Annotated in this window: 16 protein-coding genes and 1 riboswitch; of the genes, 1 reads left to right on the top strand and 15 read right to left on the bottom strand. The window is 45.9% G+C overall.

The genetic code is table 11. From position 1 onward, the window contains the following. Positions 1 to 22: 22 nt before the first annotated feature. The 10 genes from recQ to BUA78_RS10055 form a co-directional block, all read right to left on the bottom strand. Positions 23 to 1,801 carry a DNA helicase RecQ gene (recQ, locus tag BUA78_RS10100; protein WP_072913976.1) on the bottom strand — a complete coding sequence of 593 codons (1,779 nt, stop codon included), beginning with the start codon at positions 1,799 to 1,801 and terminating at the stop codon, positions 23 to 25. Beyond that, positions 1,795 to 2,850, bottom strand: coding sequence for an A/G-specific adenine glycosylase (mutY, locus tag BUA78_RS10095; protein ID WP_175549002.1), 1,056 nt, complete (start codon positions 2,848 to 2,850; stop codon positions 1,795 to 1,797). Before mutY ends, recQ begins: the two co-directional genes overlap by 7 nt. 127 nt (positions 2,851 to 2,977) lie before the next feature. After that, positions 2,978 to 3,619, bottom strand: coding sequence for a thiamine diphosphokinase (locus tag BUA78_RS10090; protein WP_072913971.1), 642 nt, complete (start codon positions 3,617 to 3,619; stop codon positions 2,978 to 2,980). Beyond that, a complete protein-coding gene (locus BUA78_RS10085; RefSeq protein ID WP_072913969.1) occupies positions 3,598 to 4,407 on the bottom strand; it encodes an ABC transporter ATP-binding protein in 810 nt (269 codons plus the stop codon). Before BUA78_RS10085 ends, BUA78_RS10090 begins: the two co-directional genes overlap by 22 nt. 21 nt (positions 4,408 to 4,428) lie before the next feature. Then, on the bottom strand, positions 4,429 to 5,430 hold the full coding sequence (locus BUA78_RS10080; protein ID WP_072913967.1) for an ABC transporter substrate-binding protein: 1,002 nt from the start codon (positions 5,428 to 5,430) through the stop codon (positions 4,429 to 4,431). 108 nt (positions 5,431 to 5,538) lie between these two features. Continuing rightward, entirely contained in the window at positions 5,539 to 6,318 is a 780-nt protein-coding gene (locus tag BUA78_RS10075; RefSeq protein WP_072913965.1) for an ABC transporter permease, read from the bottom strand. Continuing rightward, a complete protein-coding gene (locus BUA78_RS10070) occupies positions 6,293 to 6,580 on the bottom strand; it encodes a thiamine-binding protein (RefSeq protein ID WP_072913963.1) in 288 nt (95 codons plus the stop codon). Before BUA78_RS10070 ends, BUA78_RS10075 begins: the two co-directional genes overlap by 26 nt. Before the next feature lie 108 nt (positions 6,581 to 6,688). Continuing rightward, positions 6,689 to 6,802: riboswitch (TPP riboswitch) on the bottom strand. Between the two features lie 98 nt (positions 6,803 to 6,900). After that, positions 6,901 to 7,764, bottom strand: coding sequence for a glycine betaine ABC transporter substrate-binding protein (locus BUA78_RS10065; protein ID WP_072913961.1), 864 nt, complete (start codon positions 7,762 to 7,764; stop codon positions 6,901 to 6,903). Next, entirely contained in the window at positions 7,761 to 8,615 is an 855-nt protein-coding gene (locus BUA78_RS10060; RefSeq protein WP_072913959.1) for an ABC transporter permease, read from the bottom strand. Before BUA78_RS10060 ends, BUA78_RS10065 begins: the two co-directional genes overlap by 4 nt. Next, positions 8,608 to 9,840 carry a quaternary amine ABC transporter ATP-binding protein gene (locus tag BUA78_RS10055; protein ID WP_072913956.1) on the bottom strand — a complete coding sequence of 411 codons (1,233 nt, stop codon included), beginning with the start codon at positions 9,838 to 9,840 and terminating at the stop codon, positions 8,608 to 8,610. Before BUA78_RS10055 ends, BUA78_RS10060 begins: the two co-directional genes overlap by 8 nt. A 240-nt stretch (positions 9,841 to 10,080) precedes the next feature. Between BUA78_RS10055 and BUA78_RS10050 the strand changes: the two genes are divergently transcribed. Continuing rightward, entirely contained in the window at positions 10,081 to 10,629 is a 549-nt protein-coding gene (locus BUA78_RS10050; protein WP_072913955.1) for a GbsR/MarR family transcriptional regulator, read from the top strand. Positions 10,630 to 10,689: 60 nt separating this feature from the next. Here the strand turns inward: BUA78_RS10050 and BUA78_RS10045 are convergent, their stop codons facing one another. The 5 genes from BUA78_RS10045 to BUA78_RS10025 all read right to left on the bottom strand — a co-directional run bounded on the left by BUA78_RS10045 (position 10,690) and on the right by BUA78_RS10025 (position 16,564). After that, positions 10,690 to 11,592, bottom strand: coding sequence for a patatin-like phospholipase family protein (locus tag BUA78_RS10045; RefSeq protein WP_072913952.1), 903 nt, complete (start codon positions 11,590 to 11,592; stop codon positions 10,690 to 10,692). 123 nt (positions 11,593 to 11,715) lie between these two features. Next, complete coding sequence (locus BUA78_RS10040) at positions 11,716 to 13,671, bottom strand: TRAP transporter permease (protein WP_338011612.1); 1,956 nt, start codon at positions 13,669 to 13,671, stop codon at positions 11,716 to 11,718. A gap of 3 nt (positions 13,672 to 13,674) precedes the next feature. Further along, positions 13,675 to 14,181, bottom strand: coding sequence for a DUF1850 domain-containing protein (locus tag BUA78_RS10035; RefSeq protein ID WP_072913951.1), 507 nt, complete (start codon positions 14,179 to 14,181; stop codon positions 13,675 to 13,677). A 19-nt stretch (positions 14,182 to 14,200) separates the two neighbouring features. After that, positions 14,201 to 15,175 (bottom strand): TAXI family TRAP transporter solute-binding subunit, encoded by a 975-nt coding sequence (locus tag BUA78_RS10030; RefSeq protein ID WP_175549006.1) that lies wholly within the window; start codon positions 15,173 to 15,175, stop codon positions 14,201 to 14,203. 273 nt (positions 15,176 to 15,448) lie between these two features. Next, a complete protein-coding gene (locus tag BUA78_RS10025; protein WP_072913947.1) occupies positions 15,449 to 16,564 on the bottom strand; it encodes an aminopeptidase in 1,116 nt (371 codons plus the stop codon). Positions 16,565 to 16,637 lie beyond the last annotated feature (73 nt).

Here is a 16,637-nt window from a genome sequence, read left to right as displayed (position 1 = left end):
CTACCTGCTTATTTTTAACTTTTCAAAGAGATCCCTTATTTTGCTTAAGGATCACTTCCAAAAATCGCTTGCCAAACCGTTCAAACTTCGTTTGTCCTACCCCTTTGATGGCGAGAAAAGAATCTTTATCTGTGGGGCGATATTTACACAACTCGTGCAAGGTACTGTCCGGGAAAATAATATAGGGTGGCACTCTCTCTTGCTGGGACAGTTCTTTACGAAGTTCTCTTAATTGTTCAAATAGCGTATTGTCTTCCTGCGGTTCCTGTGGTGCCTGCCTTATTTTCTGGAAGACCTTCTCTTGTCCTTTCAGCACGGGCGCTGCCTTGGGGCGTAGCTTAACCACCGGATATTGGCCTTCGGTTAGAGCTAGATAGCCTTCGGCAATTAAGACATGAATCATATCAGCAATTTGCTTGGCTGTATTCTCTTTCATTAAACCATAGGTAGACAGCTGCTGAAAACCGTACTGTTGGATTTTCTTACTGCGGGAACCTTTGAGGACATCTGCCACTAAGGTAACACCATATTGCTCATTCATGCGGTAGACACAGGAAAAAATTTTTTGTGCCTCCAAGGTGATATCGGCTAGTTCCCGTTCATCATTGCAACTGCTGCAATTGCCACATTCCTCAGGAACATTACTGTCGCCAAAGTATTGTAAAATATATCGTCTCAGGCAGCCGGGGGTATGGCAATAATCCACCATCGCCTGAAGTTTTTGGTATTCGTTGGTCTTTCTCTCCGGGGCCAGTTCGCTGATCTCAATCAGGTATTTTTGGATTTGGATATCCTGGGAGTTAAATAACAAGATACATTCTCCAGCTTCCCCATCCCGCCCGGCACGTCCGGCTTCTTGGTAATAGGATTCCATGTTCTTCGGCATGTTGTAATGAATCACATAGCGGACGTTTGATTTATCAATGCCCATACCAAAGGCATTGGTGGCAACCATCACGGTGAGATCATCATAAAGGAACATCTCCTGACTCCGGTTCCTCTCTTGGTCAGTCATCCCCGCATGATATTTTCCCGTTAAGAAACCTTTTTTGCTCAGTATTTCATAGAGGGCATCCACTTCTTTGCGAGTGGCAGCATAGATAATGCCCGATTGACGTTTATTTCTCCGTAAGTAGTCTGCTAAAAAGTCCTTTTTATTCTCCCCCCTAATCACAGCAAAAGACAGATTCTCTCGGTCAAAACCACTGGTATAAATTAGGGGGTTTTTTAGCATGAGCCGCTGCACAATATCTTTTTTAACCTCCGGCGTGGCTGTAGCGGTAAAGGCCGTTACTACCGGTCGGCTCGACATTTCTTTGATAAAGGTGGGCAGCGCTAGATAACTGGGGCGAAAATCGTGACCCCATTGGGAGATACAGTGAGCTTCGTCAACAGCTAGTTGAGAAATGGCCAGACCGGTTAGGGTTGCCCTGAAGCGCTCCGATTCCAATCTTTCCGGAGCAATATAGATGAGCTTATACTGTCCCTGGCGAGCGCCCCACAGCCTGTCCTCTATTTCTCGATAATCTAAAGAGCTGTTAATATAGGTCGCCTTAACTCCTAAGTTGTTGAGAGCATCCACCTGATCTTTCATCAAGGATATTAGCGGCGAAACCACCAGGGTAATACCGGGAAACAGCAACGCCGGGATTTGAAAACAGATCGACTTCCCGCCACCCGTGGGCATAATGCCTAGGGTATCTCTTCCCCTTACAATGTTTTGTACGATTTTTTCCTGTCCACTGCGAAAGGAGGTATAACCATAGAACTCTTTTAAAACCTTCTTCGCATCGTCTAACATAATTTTCCTCCCAGCAGCAAGCTATCTTTGATTTTTTGGAAAGCACTGGGTATAGCGATGGTGTTTAGCTGGTCAATGGGAATCCAGTGGAGATCGGCTGCTGTTGTGACCTCCCCGGAAACTAATTCAGAGTGATATACTTTCATTTCCCAGATACGGTGACTAAAGACATGGCTGGTATCCAGTTTGTGCACCTTAGGAATGATAGTTAGTCCAAATTGCCTTTTAAAATTCTGCACAAAATCCTGTTTGTTTTTGCTTTCCACACCGGGAAATTCCCACAAGCCGCCTAATAACCCTGCCATGGGTCGTTTATTCATGAGGATTTTATCGCCCTGTTGAATGATGGCCAGATAGCGCTTCTCTCTTTTGGGTAAAGTCTTCTTAGACTTAATGGGCAATTCCTGTTGCATGTTTCTTTGCTTAGCCTGACAATGAACTTGTATGGGGCAGAGGGTACATTTAGGGGTCATTGGTAAACACACCAAAGCACCGAGTTCCATCAGTGCCTGCGTAAAGTCCGAGGCTTGCTCCAAAGGAAACACCCCTTTAAGGAAGGCTGCCACTTCGGTTTTTGTTTGGGGGAGGCTAATATCCTTTTGAACCAGCTGTAGCCTGGCAATCACTCGCAGCACATTTCCATCAATGGCCGGGAAAGGCTGGCCATAGGCTATACTCATAATGGCACCGGCGGTATAGTCCCCAATTCCGGGCAGAGCCAACACCTCGGAGTGAGATCGGGGGAACACACTCTGGTATTCTTGTTGAATTACCTGAGCAGCCCGGTGCAAATTTTTAGCCCGGGTATAGTAGCCCAGGCCTTCCCATAATTTAAGTACCTCATCTATCTGTGCCTTGGCCAGGTGTTCAACGGTCGGAAACCGCTCCAAAAAACGCCGATAATAGGGCACTACCGTCTCGACCCGGGTTTGTTGAAGCATGATTTCGGAAACCCAAATGGCATAAGGGTCCTTGGTTTGCCGCCAGGGTAGCTCCCTTTGATGTAGCTGGAACCAATTTAATAAAGCGGTAACCCAAGTTATCTGCAAAATGTCTGTACCTCACTATGCTGTAGTCTTTTCCATATGATACCTCTGTTGATTAATTCAAGTCAAGAACCGCCCCAACCACCGCACGATGAATGAATAATTTAAAAAATACACATACCAACCGCCGTTAGTCGCTGCTTTGGATGGCTAAGAGGAGACCGGAGGTTATCCTGATAGTCCCGTTAGCTCCCAGGAGAATATTGCTGATACCCAAGGATTGGCCAAGGGCGAGGGTTACGTTATCTAAGGGGTATTGAAAACCGCTCAGAGTAACACCCTGGACTTCCGGGGTAAGGGGCAACAGAGATATTTGGGGAAATCTGCTTTTTTGCATATGTAGCGTATCGTTAAGAAGTTGTACTTGGTTTTTCTCATCTACAATGCGACAGGGGATGCCCGCTGCTATACCTTTGACCAGCAGGTGGACATTGGCTAGGGAATGATCCAACCGGCTACCCAGGACACCCAACAAAAGAATCTCCTGGGGGTTCTGATCTAAGGCCCAAGTGAAGGCCAGTTCGGTATCTGTTTCATTTTTGTCAACCGGATCGCAAGACCAGAATTGTTTACTCCCCTGTTTAATCAGGATTTGTTCCTGAGGGGTGACCGAATCAAAATCCCCCATAGCAAAGTCCGGTTGAAACCCGTGATAGATGAGATATAAGGCTCCCCTCTCTACTCCCAACAAAAAGTCCCCCGGTTCAATTTCATTCAAAGCCCAGGGCCCCAGGTGGCCGCCGGAGAAGATTAGAATTCTTTGTTTTGCCATGATGTTTCCTCCTCTTGGGCAAAAATCCCGGTTTCCAGCCAGCGCATTAACTCTCTCTTTATTTCTATGAAAGTTTTTTCGGTAACCATCCGGGGATGGCGTGGTCGGGACAAGGGTATTTTTATTTCCACCAAAATCTTTCCCGGGCTGGGTGACATTAGAAAAATACGGTCGGACAACAGAATGGCTTCATCCACATCATGGGTTACAAACAATACTGAGTGTTTGAAGCGCTGCCAGATGTCTAAAAGCCAGCCCTGCATCTGCATTCTGGTTAAGGCATCTAACTTACCAAAGGGTTCATCTAACAGCATCAAATCCTTTTTACACAGGTAGGTCCGTAAAAAAGCTGCCCGTTGTTTCATACCGCCGGATAGCATATAGGGGTAACTAGCGGCAAATTTCTCCAGGCCAAAGGCAGGCAATAAAGCCAAGGCTTCGGCTCTGGCCTCAGCCAGGGGTACTCCTTGTAACTTAAGGGGAATAATCACATTATCTACCACGTTGCACCAGGGAAAGAGTACGTCGCTCTGAGGCATATAACTTACTTTTCCCCGCTGCCCCACAATGGATTGGCCAGCCAACAGAATTTCTCCGCTATCTGGTGTGGTGAGTCCTGCCACCAGATCCAGCAGGGTGCTTTTGCCACAGCCGCTGGGTCCAATGAGGCTGACAAATTCACCCTCTTGAACCGAGAGGGAAGTATGGTCCAGAGCCAGTACAACCTGGCCCCTGTCCTGAGAGTATATTTTGCTAACCCCACGGACCGTGAGCTTGTCACTGGGCATTTTGTCCACCTTCTTTAGTTATTATGGCAAAAATTCATTGGTAAAGGCCTTTTGCACATCTATATTTTGGCGAATTAGTTGTCGTTCAAACATCCAATTGGCATAGCGGGACCATACTTCTTCCTTTTGTTCACCCCAGCGAGCTGCATCGTCCTGATACTTTTGGCTAACCCAGGCCTGGCTGGCCTGGACCAGTTCTGCATTGATTTCCGGTGCATTCTTTAAAAGGATTGCGGCAGCTTCAGCCGGATTATCAATGCTAAATTGGTAGCCCTTGCTTACTGCGGCTAGGAATTTTTTGACCAGTTCCGGTTGTTCTTGTACATGCTGTTCATTGGTTACCAATACGGGGGTGTAGTAGTCTAAAGCGGGATCCAGATCCTTTAGCATAATCAAATTCAATTCTATGCCGCGTCTCTGGGCTTCTACACCATCCAAACCGTAGTAAATCCATTCAAAATCCGCATCCCGTCCGATGGAGGTAAAAAAATCCGTAACCCCGAGGGTGATGTTTTGTACCTTAGCCGGGTCTGCCCCTTCCTTTTCCATCACAGCTTTAATAACGGCTTCCTCCACCGGAGCTCCCCAGCCGCCGTAGCGTTTACCTGCAAAATCCTTGGGAGAAGTGATGCCTGCTCCCTTTAAGGAAGCAAAGGCCGAAGTATTATGCTGGATGACGGCTGCCACAGATACCAGGGGAATGTCTACGGCACGAGCCTGGGTAACGTTTTCTTGGTAACTAATGCCAAAATCTGCTTTCCCCGCTGCCACCAGTTGATCGGCGGTGGTTCCTTCACCGGGCTGCACGATCTCCACCTCTAAACCTTGTTCCTTGAAAAACCCTTTGTCCTTGGCTACGTACAACCCGGTATGGTTGGTATTGGGGAACCAGTCCAACATAACGGTAACCTTTTTTGAGGGTGCTGTTTTGGCTTGCTGTTCTGGTGCCATCTGTTGTTCCTTGGCGCAGCCAGCGGTTACTAGTAGTAAGCCTGTTATAAGTAGGACAACGTATCTTTTCATAAATTATAGCTCCTTCAAACACAAGGGGACGGTTCTCTCGTGTTTTATTAATTAGTATTTTGAGGGTTTATACATAGCACCAAACACAAGAGAACCGTCCCCTTGTGTTTACTTCCTCTGATAATGCCAGGGCATGGTCAATCTGGCCAATCCTTCTACTAGCAGGAAGATCGCCAAGCTGAGGATGGTAATCACAATAATGGCAGCAAAAACCCGGTCGGTAAGAAAGGATTGGGAGGAACGGGTCATAAAAATGCCCAGGCCCCGGCTGGCACCCAACCACTCACCGATGACTGCCCCCATTACGCTATAGGTACCGGCGATACGTAGACCAGAGAAGAAGAAGGGCATTGCTGCTGGAAGTTTAACCATACGAAAAATTTGCCTCCGATTGGCACCCATGGCCGACATCAGACGCAGCATATCCGATTCTACCAGGCGGTAACCATCGGTTAGGTTAACCGTAATGGGAAAAAAGCAGACCAACGCCACCACCAATACCTTGGGCAACAGCCCGTAACCAAACCAGATAATCAGCAGTGGCGCCACGGCAATGATGGGGATGGTTTGGGAAGCAATAATTAGCGGGTATACGGCCTTTTTCAACTCTTCGGACCAATCAATAGCCGTAGCAATAACCACACCCACCACCACCGCCAGGGCTAGACCCAAGAAGGTTTCTTGCATGGTTTGCAGGCTGTGCTGCCAAATTAATTCTTTTACCGACCAGAGGGCTTTCAGGATAGCACTGGGAGCTGGCAGCAACCACTTTTCTATTGCAGTAACCTTTACCAATACCTCCCAGGTAATCAAGAAACCCAGCAAGGTGCCGGTTGGCAATAAAAAGGTGTTCCAATCACCCCTAGCGATATTTCGCCAGTTTTTCATCCATGGACACCCCTTCGGGCCGGTATTGAATCTTTATGTAGGTTAGTACTTCCAAAGCGCCCGCTGTTATGCAAGCCTCCTGGGCCTTTTTAGCAATTTCGATCAGGTGATCCAGTTCTCCCTCCATGACGGTTTCCATGGCCCCCACCTCGTATTTGACTCCGGCTTGTTGAATCACCTCAATGGCCTTATCCACCACAGCATAGGAGTTCCCGCCATTTACTTTGGGCACAACTTGTAAAGCTAAGTTTACTATCGGCATAGGTAGTCCTCCTTAAAATAATTCATAGCGATATTTTCTCTTTATTATTCCTACGTCACTTTTAAAAAATGAAAAAACTACCCTGTGGGGTAGCTTCAGCTTGGTCAATAGCCATCTTTCTCACTCTCCCTCCGCTGGCATTACCCAGATCAGGTTCACGGGTCGGTACCCCTTTGGTACCCTCTCAGCCAGGACATCTCCCCGGCTCCCCAAATTTATTTTGTTATAGCAATACTATAACAAGCCCAATGCTTTTTGTAAACGTCTACCAAATTATTCACACTGAAAAAGCCCGAGAACATGCCTCGGGCTGGCTCAGTCTATTTATTTAAATCCTCGATAGAGCTAATTTCCATGTAAGAGGGAACTACCAAGCCGATTTTAGTACCTTCCAAGTTGGCACCCAGATCTTCAAATTTGCCTTGGAATTCTTGGTAGTAATCCGCATGCGTGGTGGGCAACCAACCGGCCACCATAGCGTCTGCATCCCCAGAAGCAATCCCTGCCCACATGGGACCTGCTTCCACCTGGCTAAGTTCCACTTGATAGCCAAGTTTCTCTAAAGCTACCGCCACCACATTGGTGCTAGCGATTTCTGAATCCCAGGCCACATAGGCCAGAGTGATTTTTTCCCCAGAAACGGGTTGCAGGTCTGTCAACCACTTGTCCACTTTATCTTCGTTATTCTTTACCCATTCCTGGGCAGCTACTTTAGGATCCTTACCCTCTTGAATGGCTACCATCACAGACTCCATATCGGCGGGTTCCCAGTGGAAGCTATCCAGCAGGGCATAGGCCACGGGATGGTCTTTTTTTAGATCAGTACGTACAATGGTGTTGATATCTTCTGCCTCACCAAAGACTTTCTTAGGGTCTTCCAGATATTTGAGATCATACTTGGAAAACTTCCAATGGGGCGTCCAACCGGTGATAATGATCGGTTCTTTATTCTCATAGGCTTTGGTCAGAGCAGCAGTCATGGCCGCTCCAGAACCTTCCACCAGTTCCCAGTCCTTTAATTGATACTCCGTGATGGCCTTTCCAGTAGCCTTCATCAAGCCGGCTCCAGGATCAATACCAATGATCTGTTTTTTTACTGTGTTACTCTGCTCACTACCACACCCTACCAATAGCAATGAAAACATCAGTGCCCCTAATAACAAATACACTCCTCTTCTCTTCAAACCCTCTCCCCCTTATTTTTTTTATGGTTGCCTATATGTTGAGTCACCCTGTCCAGCATAATAGCCAGAATGACAATGGCCAACCCAGCCTCAAAGCCTTTGCCAATCTTAATTTGCGTAACCGCTCGATAAACATCCGCCCCTAACCCCTTGGCACCAATCATAGAGGCAATTACCACCATAGAAAGGGACAGCATAATGCATTGGTTTACACCGGCCATAATTGTGGGCTTAGCCAGAGGTAGCTGAACTTTCAGCAATTTCTGGGCCGCCGTGGAACCAAAGGAATCCGCTGCCTCCACCAGTTCAACCGGGACCTGCCTAATCCCCAGGTTAGTTAAGCGGATAGTGGGCGGCATAGCAAAGATAACCGAAGCAATTACTCCTGGCACTTCTCCAATGCCAAAGAAAAAGATTGCGGGTATCAAATAAACAAAGGCCGGCATGGTTTGCATAAAATCCAGTACAGGCATCACCACATCCCGCACAGCTTTTTTTCTAGCACACATAATACCTGTGGGAATTCCTAGGATAATGGAGATAAGGGCTGCTGTTAACACCAGAGCCAAGGTTTGCATGGTATTGGCCCAATAACCCAGGTTACTAACTAAGGATAGTCCAATAAAAGTAAAGATTGCCACTGAGCGTTTGCTCAATAACCAGGCCAGTAGACTAAATACCAAAATCATAGCCCAATCTGGTAGCCCCATAAAAAGAAAGGCTAAAAAATCTACCCACCCAGAGATAAACATCTTTATTAGATCAAATCCCCCACCAGCCTGTTTCCATAAGTACCGAACCAAAGTTTCTACCCACTGATCTAGAGGCAGCTTGGGAAATAGTTTATCCAACCAGATTCACCCTTTCTAAGGATTGTTCTGACGGTGGTTCTTGTTTCACCTTCACCCTACCTGCTAGTCCACCAAGAACAGCTCCCCGTACCACCACTCCCAGCAGACGGTTCCCCTCATTCACCACTGCTAAGGGTAACGCCGAAAAGGCAATCAGGTCGAATAAATCATGGAGCCTGGTATCCGGTCTCACCGTAGGAACGTTGGTTTCCGTGACTTCTTGCAGGGTCAATCCCTCAGCTTTGGCCTGGGAAACTGCCTCTGCAGTCACGATCCCCAGCAAAGTTTTTCTTTTGTCCACCACATAAAGGCTGGAGACACCGCTGTCCCGCATAAGTTGTAAAGCCACCCGTGGCCCTTTGTCCAAGGTAATGGTTTCTGGCCGTTTCATGACATGCTCGGCATTTAAAACCTTGGACATATCTACATCTTCTACAAATTTTTCTACATATTCATTGGCCGGGTTGGTCAGGATTTCTTCCGGTGTACCAATCTGAACAATTTTACCGTCTTTCATGAGAGCAATCCGATCACCGATCTTTAAGGCTTCATCCAGGTCGTGGGTAATAAAGATAATGGTCTTTTGCATGGAAGACTGTAATTCCAACAATTCATCCTGCATGTCTTTACGAATTAGGGGGTCCAGTGCACTAAAGGCTTCGTCCATTAACAAAACATCCGGATTATTGGCCAAAGCCCGGGCCAAACCTACCCGTTGCTGCATACCACCACTAAGTTGATCCGGCATACTGCTTTCCCAGCCAGACAGACCCACCAACGCCAAGGCTTGTTTTGCCTTTTCCTGTCGTTCATCTTTAAGCAGACCCTGGATTTCTAAGCCATACTCCACATTTTCCAAGACGGTCCGATGCGGAAACAAGGCAAAACGCTGGAATACCATACTGAGCTTTTTCCTTCTTACCTCCCGTAACTGCTCCTTAGACATGGTAGCCACATCTTCTCCGTCAATTTCAATAGAACCACGGGTTGGCTCGATAAGACGATTGAGTAAGCGAACCAGGGTAGATTTGCCACTACCCGAAAGTCCCATAATAACAAAAACCTCTCCGGTATTCACTGCAAAGCTGGCTTGATTTACCCCCACAGTAAGTCCGGTTTCTTGTAAAATCTGCTTCTTAGACCCGCCTTCCTGCAGCAGTTGGATAGCTTTGTCTGGTTTGGAACCAAATATTTTTGTTAGATTTTTTACTTGAATCTTGATCATTGATTCACCTCTTTATCTGTCTAAACTTTCTAACTACTATTGTATAACCCAAAGGCTTTTTTTCACAAAACTGGTATAAGTTACTCTCTTGCCATATTGTTAATAAAGTTTAAACTTTACGAACGTTAAGTTTGGTATTCTTAGAATTTCAATTATATACTGTATGATGTGCTCCTTTACTTTTTACTATATTCTCAGTAAAATGTTATTCAGTAATTATGCAGGAGGGTCATTCCCCCAATGGATAAGAATTATGAACAACTCATAAAAAAAGCCCGAGAACGGGCCATTGATTCCATAGCACGTAATATTGATTTGTATGGCATCACTCTGTCCATCGGTCATTTGTACGGTACGCTGCTATTTCAGGATAAACCCATGAGTCTCGACGAAATGGGCGAAGCCCTTGGCATGAGTAAAACCAGTATGAGTACTGGTGTGCGTACTCTGTTGGATTTAAATATGGTCAACAAGGTTTGGATGAAAGGAACACGCAAAGATTATTACGCAGTAGAGCCGGACTGGTATCAAAATTTCATCGACTATTTCTCGATTAAGTGGCGTAAGGGCATTGATGATAATGTCCAATCCCTTCAAAAATCAGTCCGTGAGCTAGAGGAACTGTCTGTTAAAGAAGATTTACCTGAGGACATGCGAGAGTCTGTGGGACAAGATATTGAGAAGATAAAGAATGCCCTTGCCTATTACAATTGGTTAAGCCGCTTGATTGACACCTTTGAATCCCATCAAATTTTTGAATATGTACCAAAAGAACCAGGAGCCCACTAGGGTGCCTGGTTCTTTTTATGCTACGATTACCGATGAAATAGCCACACTAAGTTGCTTCAACTATAACCAATTTTGATGCAGCCACGTCAGGGTGGGGCGCAGGTTGTAGCTTTGCGCCAAGGAAATTAGGTAGGGTATTTTTTTGTATTCATCTAGCGTAATCGGTTTATTCAGCCGGGGATTAAGACGGAAATATTGATCCTTGAGAATTTGTTTACTGTAGTAAACATCCGCCTCTGATCCTCCGTCAAACAGTACATTTAGTAACGGAAAGGGTGGCGATGTGCTAAGAGCCCAATCAAAGGCCCCCCACGCTGTCGTGTCGGCGGTAATTTGCAAAGAACTAAAACCTGTGCCCAAGGATAGTAAGCAAATGTTTCCCATCATTTGGTTAGCAAATTTTGTGTCAATCGTGTGAGCTATCGCGGCGGTACTAGGATTATTGGCAATAACTCCGCCGTCGATATGATTTTGATAAGAAGGAAAATACACCGGAGCTGCACTGCTGCATAGGGCAACATCGATAACCTTTTCCTTTAAAAAAGGTGAATCCGGGAAGTTATGATAGAAAATAGGCTGCCATTTATGCTCTCCCTTGCCGGTGACCCGGAAAGACGGTACTAATACATGTCGCTGCAAATCTTCCAACCGTAGGTCGTCGGGAAACACAGTACTTAAAGTTCCCCTTAAGCGATCGTTCTCGTATTTGGGCCTGAACACTTCTACACGCTTATTTTTGAAAATAAACTTGGCCCTTTCTTCGGAATATAAATGTACCAAATCCTCCGGCTTTAAGCCATAAGCCAATCCTAAGGCCATAAAGGAGCCGGTAGATGTACCGGCAAAAAAGGCCGTGCTTTGGACCAATCCCGGAAATGCATTATTTAACCGTTTTATAAGATTGGCACTTAAGGCACCACGAATCCCCCCGCCATCGAAGGTTATAATTCGGTATCTGCTCATACACGTTCACTCCTGCCAACAGGTTAATACCTCTTGTATCTAATCTATGCAGGTATGAGAGTGTCTGTGTCTGGCTAAAGAAAGAGCCCATTAACCGAGCAATTCGGCTAACGGGCTCTTATACTAATTATTCATTAGGGATGTTTTTGCTTGCCGATTTCTTATCCATTGTAAGGTAACACCAACAACCAACAGGCCGATACCAACTAAGTCGGTAATTAGGTTCGGGTCAATCAACATCAAACCACCAATAAAGAAGAGAATCCTATCGAACCATTTGGTAGGCGTTATCAGATAACCCGCTATAGCAGCTGCTACCGCTGTCATACCTATGAGAGAAGTGGTCATCATCATAAGCACTTTGGGAAGGGTGGTATCAATGAGCAGCAATGAAGGAGATAAAACAAAGATATAGGGTATCAAGAAGGCCGCAATGGCCAATTTGGAGGCCTGCACCCCGGTTTTCATGGGGTCACTTCCCGCAATCCCGGCACCTGCAAAGGCCGCCAAGGCCACCGGTGGTGTAACATCCGCAATAATACCAAAATAAAAGACAAACATATGGGCAGCCAACACGGGAACTCCCATTTGCACCAAAATCGGTGCAGCAATGGTGGAAGTGATTACATAGTTGGCCGTGGTAGGTACACCCATCCCCAGGATAATTGAGGTTATCATGGTAAAGAACAGGGTGGGCAGCAGTTGACCACCCGCCAAGTCAATCAGAGTGGAACCTAGGCTTAAGCCAAGGCCAGTTTTCGTTACTACGCCAATGATGATACCTGCGGTGGCACAAGCAATAACAACACCCAGAGCCGACCGTGCCCCCTCTTCCAAACCCTTTAGAACATCAAGCAAGGAGATTCTGGTAGATTTGCGCAGCATAGAAGCTACAATCGATAGAGCAATCGCCCACAGTGCAGCCTGCATCGGAGAGCGACCGGACACCAACAGGTAAACAATACCAATTAGAGGAAGGGCCAGATGACCTCTTTCCGCCAAAATGTACTTAACTTTGGGCAATTCCTCCCGAGGTATTCCCTTAAGACCGGCTCTTTTTGCTTCCAAATGAACACCGATCCAGATCCCCGTGAAGTAGAGTAACGCTGGCAGGGCGGCAGCCTTCACGATGTTCACATAGGGGGTGCCCACAAACTCTGCCATTAGGAAAGCAGCGGCACCCATAATGGGCGGCATTAGCTGCCCCCCTGTTGAAGCGGCGGCTTCTACGGCACCGGCAAACTCCGGGCGATAGCCTAATTTTTTCATCATGGGAATGGTTAAGCTGCCAGTACCGGCTACATTGCCCACGGAGCTGCCAGATACCGTTCCCATTAAACCACTGGACAATACCGCCACCTTAGCCGGGCCACCACTGGCCCAGCCGGCAATGGCGTTGGCCAGATCAATGAAAAACTTACCCAAACCAGTTTTCTCTAGGTAGGCCCCAAATAAGATAAACAGAAAAATAAAAGTAGAGGATACCCCTAAAGGAATACCAAAAATTCCCTCGGTGGTATAAAAAAGGTGCCCCACCAAACCATTAATGGTAACTCCCTGATGGGCAAAAGCACCGGGAAGGTAAGGACCGGCAAAGGCATAGCCAAGAAATAAAATGGCTACGGTAACAATGGGCCAACCCACCACCCGGCGAGCTGCTTCCATAACAAATAATACCCCTAATCCCCCCACCAACATATCGGTGGTGGTGGTAATACCCGCCCGCATTACCAGGTCTTTGTAACAAATCACGATGTAGAGCGGGGCGGCAACCGAGAGAATAGCCAATAAAAGATCGAACCAATGTACTCGACTACGGGACCAGGACTTTCTGGTCGGGTAGAGTATATAGACCAACGCTAGCCCAAAAGACAAGTGAATAGCACGCTGGATTTGGGCATCTAGGACACCAAAAAAGGCTGTGTATAGCTGGAATAAAGAAAACACGGTAGCCAATACAGCCACCGCCATACCGCTAGAACCGCTTAGACGACGGTAGTCGGATTCCCGATCGTATTTGGCCATAAATTCATCCACGTTTATTTGGTTATCTGCTAATTTCGTATTACGATCAGTCAAATTCTATCTCCTTTCTAGGGTTAGCCAAATAAATTTGGCAAAGGTTATATTCTTAACCTGTAATTCAATCAACGAGCCTGATGTAAAAAAGTCTGCCAATTCGTATCTGGTTCCCCGGTATAGTATTACTTGCTCTGTAAAATCTACCAGGCCCAGGTTTAATTGGTGGAATATGCGGTTCTGACCCTTAAGAACATACAGCCCATTGTGATTTTCCAATTCACCTTCCCCTGGTAAAAAGGGGGTTCCCACTCCTAATGATTGATAACATGTAGATTCTAGCAGTAAATCATTGCCCGGTGCAAGAACAAAATTTTCCTGCACCGGGGTTTTGAGAACCGAATGTAGATATTCATAGGTAAAAGATTTGTCTAGCACTAGGGGGATTGCCAGCACCGTGGCACCCTGCTGCTCCCCCACCAACAGGGTGGGCAGCGGCAATAAAAAGATCAGTAAAAAACTTGCCAGCAACAGCCCTAGGAGAAGTCTTTTGGCCCGTTGCTTATTCATGGTTATCACCCATTAAATCTTATTTTTCGTTAAAGAACTTTTCGGCACCGGGGTGCAGGGGAATGGAAACACCATCCTTGGCATTTTCTTTGCTAATATACTGGCCTACAGCATGGGCTGCTTTTAATTGATCAACATGGGTAAAGACCGCTTTGGTAATATCGTAGGCAGTTTGCTCATCCATCTTGTCGGTTACCACCAGCATAGCCTTTGTGCCAACGGTTTCAACATCTTTGGCCTGTTTATAAGCATCGGCGGGAATCACTACTTTGGTGTAGAAGGGATATTTAGCAATCATTTTGTCTGCCATTTCAGCGGTAACGGGAATCACTACCACTTTATGCTGAGCAATAATATCTTGGATAGCAGCAGTAGGCACGCCAGCAGTTACGAAGGCAGCATCAATATTGCCGTCTTTTAGGCCACTGGCAGCTTCAGCAAAGGACAGGTACTGTTCATTAATATCTTCAAAGGTCATATCATTGGCTTCTAATACGTGCCTGGCGTTAGCAGTAACACTGCTGCCGGCAGCACCTACAGCCACTTTTTTACCCTTTAGGTCAGCCACATTTTTGATACCGCTCTTCTCCAGGGTTACCAGTTGCACCGTTTCTGGATAGATGGTGGCCAAAGCCTTTAAGCTGTCAACTTTTTTATCTTTAAACATTTCGGTACCATTAGCGGCATAATAGGCAATATCATTTTGCACAAAGGCAACTTGTACGCTATCCTGGATTAGCATGTTAACATTGGCTACCGAAGCCCCGGTGGATTGTACTTTGGCATTCGCTCCAGCAATATTTTTATTGAGAATTTCCGCAATGGCTCCTCCCAGAGGATAGTACACACCTGCGGTGCCGCCGGTGGCAATGTTAAAAAATTTCTTTTCGGCCGCAGCAGGCTTATCGCCGCCAGATTTATTACCACCGCAACCAGTAACCATAAGTGCCAGCATCGTTACAATAGCCAGTAAAGCAAAACCTCTTTTTTTCATTTTAAACAAAACTCTTCCTCTCCCTTTTTCATCTTTTATTTGCTTACAAGAGTAGTTTCTAATTCCCCCCTTTATTAACATTTTCAGTAAAGTTAAAAAATTGAGTCCCACTGATGTCTAATTAGTTATACATACTATATTTTCTGTGGAAGATAAAAAATCCTGCTATGGGAATTAGGTATACAAATATGAATTTGCTGGCAATTAGCTCAATCCCAGAAATAAAAGGCCCGCATGGTATGTCAATTTAGTATGCAGGCCGGAGTTCTTTTGCTATTTTAGGTTTTCTGGATTTAACCCAGATAATTCCGGCAAAACAAACCTACCATCCTTCCTAATAAGTACATCATCAAAGTAAATCTCACCGCCACCAAATTCCGGGGTCTGAATATACACTAAATCCCAATGAATGGCGGATTTGTTGCCGTTGTTGCACTTTTCGTAGGCACTGCCCGGCGTAAAATGGAGGGAGCCGGCAATCTTCTCATCAAACAGGGTATCCTTCATTGGCTTAGTAATAAACGGGTTAACTCCCAGAGCAAATTCCCCGATATAGCGGGCACCTTCATCGGTAGCAAAGACCTTGTTAATTCTTTCCGGGTCGTTAGCAATCGCTTTGATAATTTTACCTTGGGCAAATTCCAGCCGGATATTTTCATAGGTAAAGCCCTGATATACAGCGGGGGTATTGTAGGTGATATAACCGTTAACAGAATCCCTCACCGGGGCGGTATATACTTCTCCGTCGGGAATATTTCTTTTCCCGGCACATTTAATGCCAGGTAACGCTTTTATGGAGAAGGTTAAATCCGTTCCCTGTCCGATAATTTTTACTTGATCCGTTTTTTGCATAAGTTCTACCAGGGGGTCCATAGCCTTGGACATTTTAGCGTAATCTAAATTACACACTTTAAAATAGTAGTCTTCAAAGGCATCGGTACTGCTATTGGCCAACTGAGCCATGGAAGGTGAGGGATAGCGCAGCACCACCCATTTGGTTTGATTAACTCTAATTTCCCCATGCACCTTATTCCAGTAGTGTTTAAAGTACAGCTCCATTTTTTCTGCTGGCACATCGGAAAGTTCCGAAGCATTGTCGCCGGAGCGAATACCGATGTAGGCATCCATTTGCCGCATTTCAGCTGCTTCATATTCAGCACGAATTTTCATTTGATCTGCGGTGGCCCCCAGCAGCAAGGCTCTTTCCACCGAGTTATTTTTTATGGATGTAAAGGGTAGGCCCCCGGCTTGGTATACTTCTTTAACCAATTCTTTTATCAGAGGCAATTCCAGACCAATATTTTCAATGAGAACCTTTTCTCCCGGTTTTACTTCACAGGAGTATCTTACTAAGTTTTTAGCCAGCGTCACAATTCTCGGGTCCACCATAGTGCTCCCCCCATCAGTAATTTTTACTCGCAAATATTATTTTGATTCTATATTCTTTTCATTCTTAATTTTA

The organism is Desulforamulus aeronauticus DSM 10349 (genome assembly GCF_900142375.1).
Classification (GTDB): domain Bacteria; phylum Bacillota; class Desulfotomaculia; order Desulfotomaculales; family Desulfotomaculaceae; genus Desulfotomaculum; species Desulfotomaculum aeronauticum.
This window is presented reverse-complemented; position numbering and strand designations above follow the sequence as displayed.

What these genes read in the sequence shown, in the direction of transcription:
- BUA78_RS10085 (WP_072913969.1), bottom strand. Translation starts at nt 4,407, where the DNA reads ATGCCCAGTGACAAGCTCACGGTCCGTGGGGTTAGCAAAATATACTCT.
- BUA78_RS10035 (WP_072913951.1), bottom strand. Translation starts at nt 14,181, where the DNA reads ATGAATAAGCAACGGGCCAAAAGACTTCTCCTAGGGCTGTTGCTGGCA.
- recQ (WP_072913976.1), bottom strand. Translation starts at nt 1,801, where the DNA reads ATGTTAGACGATGCGAAGAAGGTTTTAAAAGAGTTCTATGGTTATACC.
- BUA78_RS10070 (WP_072913963.1), bottom strand. Translation starts at nt 6,580, where the DNA reads ATGCCGATAGTAAACTTAGCTTTACAAGTTGTGCCCAAAGTAAATGGC.
- BUA78_RS10025 (WP_072913947.1), bottom strand. Translation starts at nt 16,564, where the DNA reads ATGGTGGACCCGAGAATTGTGACGCTGGCTAAAAACTTAGTAAGATAC.
- BUA78_RS10045 (WP_072913952.1), bottom strand. Translation starts at nt 11,592, where the DNA reads ATGAGCAGATACCGAATTATAACCTTCGATGGCGGGGGGATTCGTGGT.
- BUA78_RS10080 (WP_072913967.1), bottom strand. Translation starts at nt 5,430, where the DNA reads ATGAAAAGATACGTTGTCCTACTTATAACAGGCTTACTACTAGTAACC.
- BUA78_RS10050 (WP_072913955.1), top strand. Translation starts at nt 10,081, where the DNA reads ATGGATAAGAATTATGAACAACTCATAAAAAAAGCCCGAGAACGGGCC.
- BUA78_RS10075 (WP_072913965.1), bottom strand. Translation starts at nt 6,318, where the DNA reads ATGAAAAACTGGCGAAATATCGCTAGGGGTGATTGGAACACCTTTTTA.
- BUA78_RS10090 (WP_072913971.1), bottom strand. Translation starts at nt 3,619, where the DNA reads ATGGCAAAACAAAGAATTCTAATCTTCTCCGGCGGCCACCTGGGGCCC.
- BUA78_RS10055 (WP_072913956.1), bottom strand. Translation starts at nt 9,840, where the DNA reads ATGATCAAGATTCAAGTAAAAAATCTAACAAAAATATTTGGTTCCAAA.
- BUA78_RS10030 (WP_175549006.1), bottom strand. Translation starts at nt 15,175, where the DNA reads ATGAAAAAAAGAGGTTTTGCTTTACTGGCTATTGTAACGATGCTGGCA.